Origin of the sequence: Microcoleus sp. Pol12B3 (genome assembly GCF_036701355.1) — a bacterium.
Taxonomy (GTDB): domain Bacteria; phylum Cyanobacteriota; class Cyanobacteriia; order Cyanobacteriales; family Microcoleaceae; genus Microcoleus.
In genome coordinates, this window is the sequence record NZ_JAUBQS010000006.1 from 172446 (window position 1) to 179916 (window position 7471).

7 protein-coding genes are annotated in these 7471 nt (G+C 40.8%); 4 read left to right on the forward strand and 3 right to left on the reverse strand.

The genetic code is table 11. The features are described from left to right. Positions 1-83: 83 nt before the first annotated feature. The 3 genes from QUA53_RS05090 to QUA53_RS05100 all read right to left on the reverse strand — a co-directional run bounded on the left by QUA53_RS05090 (position 84) and on the right by QUA53_RS05100 (position 3037). A complete protein-coding gene (locus tag QUA53_RS05090; protein WP_333094765.1) occupies positions 84-860 on the reverse strand; it encodes a DUF1698 domain-containing protein in 777 nt (258 codons plus the stop codon). A gap of 99 nt (positions 861-959) precedes the next feature. Then, positions 960-1649 carry a methyltransferase domain-containing protein gene (locus QUA53_RS05095; RefSeq protein WP_333094767.1) on the reverse strand — a complete coding sequence of 230 codons (690 nt, stop codon included), beginning with the start codon at positions 1647-1649 and terminating at the stop codon, positions 960-962. Between the two features lie 359 nt (positions 1650-2008). Next, positions 2009-3037, reverse strand: a complete 1029-nt coding sequence (locus QUA53_RS05100; protein ID WP_333094768.1) for a class I SAM-dependent methyltransferase — start codon at positions 3035-3037, stop codon at positions 2009-2011. Positions 3038-3491: 454 nt separating this feature from the next. Between QUA53_RS05100 and QUA53_RS05105 the strand changes: the two genes are divergently transcribed. The 4 genes from QUA53_RS05105 to QUA53_RS05120 all read left to right on the forward strand — a co-directional run. After that, the gene (locus QUA53_RS05105) at positions 3492-4193 is read left to right on the forward strand and encodes a methyltransferase domain-containing protein (protein ID WP_333248720.1); all 702 of its coding nucleotides are present in this window, start codon (positions 3492-3494) and stop codon (positions 4191-4193) included. A gap of 9 nt (positions 4194-4202) precedes the next feature. After that, complete coding sequence (locus tag QUA53_RS05110; RefSeq protein WP_333094772.1) at positions 4203-4916, forward strand: formyltransferase family protein; 714 nt, start codon at positions 4203-4205, stop codon at positions 4914-4916. After that, positions 4916-6100 carry a DegT/DnrJ/EryC1/StrS family aminotransferase gene (locus tag QUA53_RS05115; protein WP_333094773.1) on the forward strand — a complete coding sequence of 395 codons (1185 nt, stop codon included), beginning with the start codon at positions 4916-4918 and terminating at the stop codon, positions 6098-6100. Before QUA53_RS05110 ends, QUA53_RS05115 begins: the two co-directional genes overlap by 1 nt. Positions 6101-6257: 157 nt before the next feature. After that, positions 6258-7471 (forward strand): glycosyltransferase (locus QUA53_RS05120; protein ID WP_333094774.1); only part of this gene is annotated, 1214 nt, incomplete at its 3' end.

The following is a 7471-nucleotide window of genomic DNA, read 5'->3' on the forward strand; positions in this document are numbered from 1 at the left end:
GGGGATAGTTGATCTATCCCCGTAGTGCGGGCTGATTATCTTTGCTAAAACCCGCGGCTACTCAAAATTAGCATTGGCAGGTATCAAGGCCGCATCGCTACTAACGCAAAACACGGCCCATTAATATGATCGAGCTGCTCAAAATTGACTTGAATTTCAGTTAAGCCAAAATATTTCAAACACGATAAAATATCCTCGCGGTTCAACCAATGACTGAAGGCGCTGCTACCCCCACAGAAGCCAGCATAATCTAACGACACTTGATATTCTTGACGGTATGCCGTATATTTAAACCCTTCATGCTCGGTGGTTACTTGCCCCGGGAACTTAGGACTGAGGCTAGGTCGGTTGTGGATAATATCGCCGTCGTAATAGTGAGTCCAAATAAATACTTGGTCTGATGCTTTAGCAATCAAAGAAATTAGCTCCACAGGGTTAGCCATGTGGTAAAGAATACCGCTAGCCAAGCAAACATCAAATTTCTTCGTATTTGTCCGCAGATATTCTACACAGTCGCCGTACAGGAAATGCGCTTTTTCAAGTCCCATCACTTCTTTCACAATCAGGCATTTCAGGTACGCGCGACTGTTTGCTTCAATTCCTGTAATTGAAGCGGCACCCTGTTTTTCTAGCATATAGGTGTGTCCGCCTTCGAGAGGCCCACATTCAACAATATGCTTGCCTTGAACTCCGTTAAATTTCTCAATAGCCCAGGCGACGCGGTTGTCTTCAAACAGCGGAACTATTCCTGCTGCTAACGAGGTATTGCCTGGAAACATAGATGCCCACTCACCTTTAAAAATATCCAGTGCGTTTTGGCTGTTCGGTGCTGACTTTATATAATTATCGAGAACGTCCATAGATTTGTGTTTTGCTACGAGTGAATTTAACTTCCAATATGTCTGGTTTTTGAGAGAGAGCACACTTGATTTGTGGCTACAAATAACAACTGTTGGTCACTAATTGTTTGGTTCTGGCATTTTTCTGAGAATCACAATCAGCTCCCCAAAATTTTGATGCAAGTATTCGATCTCAAAACGGTGAGATAAATTTTCTTGACAGTATGCGAGCAATTCGGGAAAAGTCTCTGCTGTCCAGACGTGAAAATGAATGCTGTAATCTATATCTAGCAGATATTCCATGCGCCCCGCCACTTGTTCTTCAGGAACTTTGTCAACTAGCCTGACATACTCGTCGTAATGACCTAGCTTAGACCATTCCGGCCCTTCTTTGTAGTCCCGAATTAGGTGGTCTAGGGTAGTCAGGGGGCGACCGATATCAAATGTATAGCGTTTGTCCGGCACGCCCATATATACGAGTCCTCCCAGTTTGACAACTCTCAAAAAGTTTTCCAGGGCCCTGATCGGATTTTGACAGTGTTCTATCATGTGATTGGCAATGACAAAATCCCAAGAGTTGTCAGCTATGGATGAGAGAGTTTCACCATTATCTACGATGTCCGCCTCTACTAAACCAACCGCCCCTAATTCTGGGTATTGCTGCCTCAAATCGCTAACAGACATTCTATCGACGTAATGAACCTTGACCCCTTCAGGAACTTGAAGAGGAGCATGAAGGGCTCCTACTTCTATCCCCTCGCCCTTGATGTATTGAAAAGCAACGTCTTTCCGTACTTGCTGAAAATCCACAGTTAACCTCCATGATTAAAAAGTTGCTCGATCTTGATCGACTTTAAGTTACTATTTTTTCTGTACTCAGTCTAGCTCTTTGCTCTGATGCTGAGGTTGGGCTTTGACTCAACATCGTTACAAGGATACACCCCGATCGACCTTTCTAGTTTACCCGATCGCGCGTTTTGGTCTATCGCTTGAGTGCAATCGTCCTCGTTTACTTATTTTTTGGCTAATATTTATTGCCCCGTCGTCAGACCAAAATTCGTCAATGTACCACATATAATTTTCATCTTGTTCTCTTGCCACTTACATACTTCCAAGTATTCAAATTTTTATCTGAGATGAACGACATTTTTTGATCGACAAAAGCTTTTTTATTCAGTTCCTGAAAACCAATTGATTGCTTGCTGCAACTCGTTTTCATCAATCGTTTTGGAAGAAGGACGCAGCAGGTGTCGTTCTCTGTTCCGCTCTGTAGTAAAGGTTCGTTTAGGATATATTGTCTGTCCTTTATAGTCGTGACGAACTTCGATTATAACTCCAAATTCATTCACAACACCTTTATAATACTTAATAGCAAATTCAAGTTGAATTTTGTTCTTGTACAGTTCTGTTAAAACTTCTGGATCTACAACGTAGACGAACTCCTTGAGAAGCCATCTAGCCCCAAGACCTCTTTGCCAAAAGTCCGAGAACCATACGCAGAGGTGCATATAATGATCTTCATTGTAGTATTGCGTATGTCCGAAAATAAATCCTGAGTTGTGCCACATAAAGGGTGTCCAAAACTCTAAATGCGCTCCGTCAGTAGCAACACGGTTAATTTCTTGGAATATAGGTATGGGTGCAGGTGGAGTTAGATGTTCTAAGAAATGAGCCGAATAAACATAATCAACGCTCCGGTTGGGAAATGGCAATTTCTCCTTCTGCAAATCTATTACATAGTCAACTCCTGGTTGGTTGATGATATCTAACCCCAAAGTTCCTGGTTGTTTGTTGGAGCCACAGCCTAGATCGAGCTTAAAATATTGGTTGGACACCTCATTTTCTTCGGTAACAATAGTTCTATGAGGAGCCTCTATTGTTTCACCTATGGCTACCCTTTTAGTCAATATTTTTCCTTGAATTTTAGCCTCAAAGATGACTAGACCTTTGTCGGTATAATCGAGGTTCACAACAAAACCACAGTTATCACTGTAGTATTGGGGATACGCTGCGGTCACATCAGGGCGGGGATACCATGTAGTAATTGGCACGCAAGTATTTCCCACGCACACTGCTACTTCATCTAGCATTCCTTCTTGCTTGCTCAGAATCCATCCTTGGATTCTGAGTCCGCAGTCATCAGACCACGAATGGTCGTCTATCACCAAGATTAAATTATCGTCTTGCTCGATTGTCATAGCGTCTATCCGTAACTATTTTTTTTTCGTTAGTTTAGTAATGGGTCATCCTCAGTGAGAGTGAGGTCAACGTTATAGCGGTTCTTTGGTAGATGAGGTACACAATTCAACTTCAAAAGCTTGGCAACACAAAGTTTCGGCGTACTCCATCTTTATGAGAAAGGCTATAGTTATGCCCTGAGTCAATGGCACGGGGATGCGCTCAACCTTTCTAGTTTACCCGATCGCGCGTGTTGGTCGAGCGCCTGAGTGCGATCGTCTTCGTGTGTGGATTTTTGGGGTAATATCTATTGTTAAGCTCGATGGCTTACGGGTTGGGGGCGATCTGCCATCTATAATACCTGATTTTATGGGAACATCCTCAGAGGGGTTAAAGTCTGGTATGGTTGGTAAGGCAACAGCCTGAGTTCCTTGGGGGCGATCCGGCAAAACTTACCCTATGTAGTAGAATGGGGTGCAAAAGCGCTATCAGGGGTTGGCTACCACGACTATGGACCAAAAAAAATTACAAGATATTCAAGAGGATTTGGAGAGATCGCGATCTTATTTACAACAAGTAAAATCAGGATTACAATTTACTCATAAAATAAATCACTTTTTTCCAGATATATTGATTGGGTATAAACTCCACATAGGATGTGGTCAAGTTAAACTGGTCGGATGGATAAATATAGATGAGATGCTTCATCCTGGCATTACTGACCTACAATTAGACATTACCAAAGGACTGCCTTATGATGATGATTCTTGTAGTTTAATTCACCACGAACACTTTTTAGAGCATCTATCAGCAGAAGCAGGTTTAAGCTTTCTTAAAGAATGTTACCGATTGCTTAAATCAGGAGGTGTAATGCGGATAGCGATGCCATCTTTGGATCAGATAATTGAAAAGTGTTACTTAGGCAACTGGAAAGATCAAGATTGGTTAAAATGGCCTGAGTATCAATTTATTAAAACGCGCGCCGAGATGCTTAATATTTCTTTTCGGTGGTGGGGACATCAGTGGTTGTACGATCGAGAGGAATTACATCGCAGGTTGCAGGAAGCAGGCTTTACTATAATTAGAGATGTTGAGTGGGGAAATAGCGACATACCCGAATTGAGGAACCTAGAAACTCGTAAAGACTCTTTACTCATCTGTGAGGCAGAAAAATAATTAACTGTTATGACAAAAGTTGACTTGTATTTAGGAGGCGATTTAGGTATATGGACATTACAAAATGTATCCACTGAATTTATCGCCCGAGTATTTACCACAGATGAGGTGATCGCCAATATAGCCGTCAGTTATAATCTAGCCGTAGAAACATCTAATCCTAATTTCATTGATTTTCAGCCATCAGAAATAGGATTTTCTGTACACTATCCTGTCATCTTTAAATCAGAAATTCTCTCCAAATATTCAAAAATTTACAATCTTCACCCAGGTTATTTACCTTGGGGACGAGGATATTATCCTATATTTTGGGCTTTATGGGAAGAAACCCCTGCAGGTGCAACTTTACATGAAATTAATACAGGTATAGATGAAGGGTCAATAGTTGCTCAAACTCAGGTTGAATATTTTCCTATTGACACAGGAGGTAGTTTGTTTGAAAGAGTTAGAAAAGCTGAAAAAGATTTGTTTTTAGAAAACTACAAAAAAATTGTTAATGGTGAAGATATTCCTGCTTATCATCAGGCAGAAGGGGGTAGCTATCATACAAAAAAAGACTTTTTCAATTTCAAACAAAACGCTAACTGGGAATCGATGAACGGTCGAGATTTGATTAAGCTAATTCGTTGTTTAACTTTTCCTGGATACACAGGACTAGAAATTAATCTAGGCAGCAAAAAGTTTGAATTACATTTTGAATTATTATCAATGCCCAGAAATTAATGCAACTAGAAGACTTAGCTATATTTGGCGGTAAGCCAGCATTTAACGAACCACTCCATGTGGGAAAGCCCAACATCGGCGATCGCGCCTCCCTCCTCAAACGCATCAATGATATCCTAGACAGGAGATGGCTAACCAACAACGGCCCTTATGTGCAAGAATTAGAAGAGCGAATCAGTAGCTTGCTAGGGGTCAAGCACTGTATCGCCACCTGTAACGGAACAGTAGCGCTGGAACTTGCCATTAGAGCAGCAGGGCTTTCTGGTGAGGTGATTGTACCTTCCTTCACGTTCATCGCGACACCTCACGCCCTACAATGGCAAGAAATCACGCCCGTTTTTTGCGATGTACACCGTCGCACCCACACCCTCAACCCTTGGCGCGTAGAGGAAATGATTACGCCACGCACCAGTGGTATTATAGGAGTTCATGTATGGGGGCAACCTTGTGATGTAGAAGCCTTAACCGAGATTGCTCGGAAACACAACCTCAAGTTGATGTTTGACGCTTCCCATGCTTTTGGTTGCTCATACAAAGGACAGATGATTGGTAACTTTGGTGAGGCGGAAGTCTTCAGTTTCCATGCTACCAAATTTTTCAATACTTTCGAGGGCGGCGCGATCGTCACCAATAACGACGAACTAGCTGCTAAAATACGTTTGATGAAAAACTTTGGCTTTGCTGGTTATGATAATGTTGTTTACATCGGCACTAATGGTAAAATGAGCGAAGTTTCGGCTGCAATGGGATTAACATCCCTGGAGAGTCTTGATGACTTTATCTCTATCAATTATGCCAATTACCAGCAGTATCAGCATCAACTAGCTGGGATTCCTGGCATTTCCTTATTTACTTACGGAGAAACAGAAAGATGTAATTATCAATACATTGTACTAGAGGTTGATGAGTCTGTGACTCAAGTTACTCGTGACCAACTAATAAATATTCTCTTTGCGGAGAACGTTCTTGCTCGTCGCTACTTCTATCCTGGCTGCCATCGTATGGAACCTTATCGCTCTTACTTTCCCCATGCAGGATTATTACTGCCAGAAACAGAGAAACTGGTGCAACGGGTGTTGCTGCTGCCTACAGGTACCGCAGTGGGGTTAGGCGAAATTAGCCAAATTTGTGATATGCTCCAGTTAGTCGTTGCACGGGGTGAAAAAGTCAGAGGGAAATTATAAAATTTGCCTCTTTCTCAATTAGTTAAATTAGGAGAGCCAAATATTTGAACGTATTGATAATAATCAATGCTGTTCAATTCGTCTCATTTTAATTTAGAAGAAAATATCCCTCTAAATTATCGGTATACAATTTTAAAAATTTAAAGGTAGAGAATTTATGCCAAAAGTATCAGTTGTGATGGCTTCCTATAACCATGAGAAGTATGTAGCAGAAACGATTGAAACTGTTTTAAGCCAGACATATCAGGACTTTGAATTTATAATTACTGATGATGGTTCACCGGATGGAACTGTAGAGGTTATCAAAAAGTTTGCCGATTCGCGAATTAAACTATTTTGTTTTTCACAGAATCAGGGCGTTTGTACGGCGATGAATAATTGTATAAAAGAGGCAAAAGGTGAATACATAGCAGTAATCAACTCTGATGATGCGTGGATGCCTGATAAACTGGAAAAACAGGTGAAATTTTTAGATGAACATCCAGAAATAGGGGCGGTGTTTAGTTATGCCGAAATTATAGATGATTACGGAAATGATTTGGGTTACGCTCACCCTTCCAATCAGATATTCAGACAACCTAATAGAACAAGATTTGAGTGGCTAAGGCATTTTTTCTTGAATGATAACTGCTTGTGTCACCCCAGTGTTCTAATTCGCAAAGCTTGCTATGACGAGATGGGTTTGTATGACGAGCGATATGCTCAGTTGCCAGACTTTGATTTCTGGATAAGATTGTGCATGAAACATGAAATTCATATAAAGCCTGAAAATTTGGTTAAATTCCGCATTCATCAAAGTCAAGCGAGTGCTAATAAACCTGAGAACAGTAGTAGACATTTTTTGGAATTAATCCAGATTTTAAAGAGCTATCTAAATCCCGAGATAATTGATAATTTATTAAACATTTTTCCCGTGACAGCCAATATAAATGAAGTGAGCATTTCCACAAAACTAAATAAAATAGATAGAGATTTAGCTCCCTTCATTCTGGCTATGGTGGCTTTTAGGGTTAACCGTGATGCACAGAGATATTTTTGTTTTGATGTCCTTTACCAGATGTATAGCAACAAAGAGATAGCTCAAAAGTTAAGCGATCAATATTCCTTTAATTTTTCTAACTTGGTTAACTTGGCGTGGGAGCAGGATATTTTTGGTATAGTTGCCTTAGAGAACTCCCAGTCTCAACTACATCAAACTGAGTTCGTATTAGAAGAATCACAGTCTCAACTACATCAAACTGAGTCTGTATTAGAAGAATCACAGTCTCAATTACATCAGACTCAACAAGAGTTGGAACAATCCCAAGCTCAATTGCATCAAACAGAGGGTTTATTAGAACAATCCCAAGCTCAATTGCATCAAACAGAGGG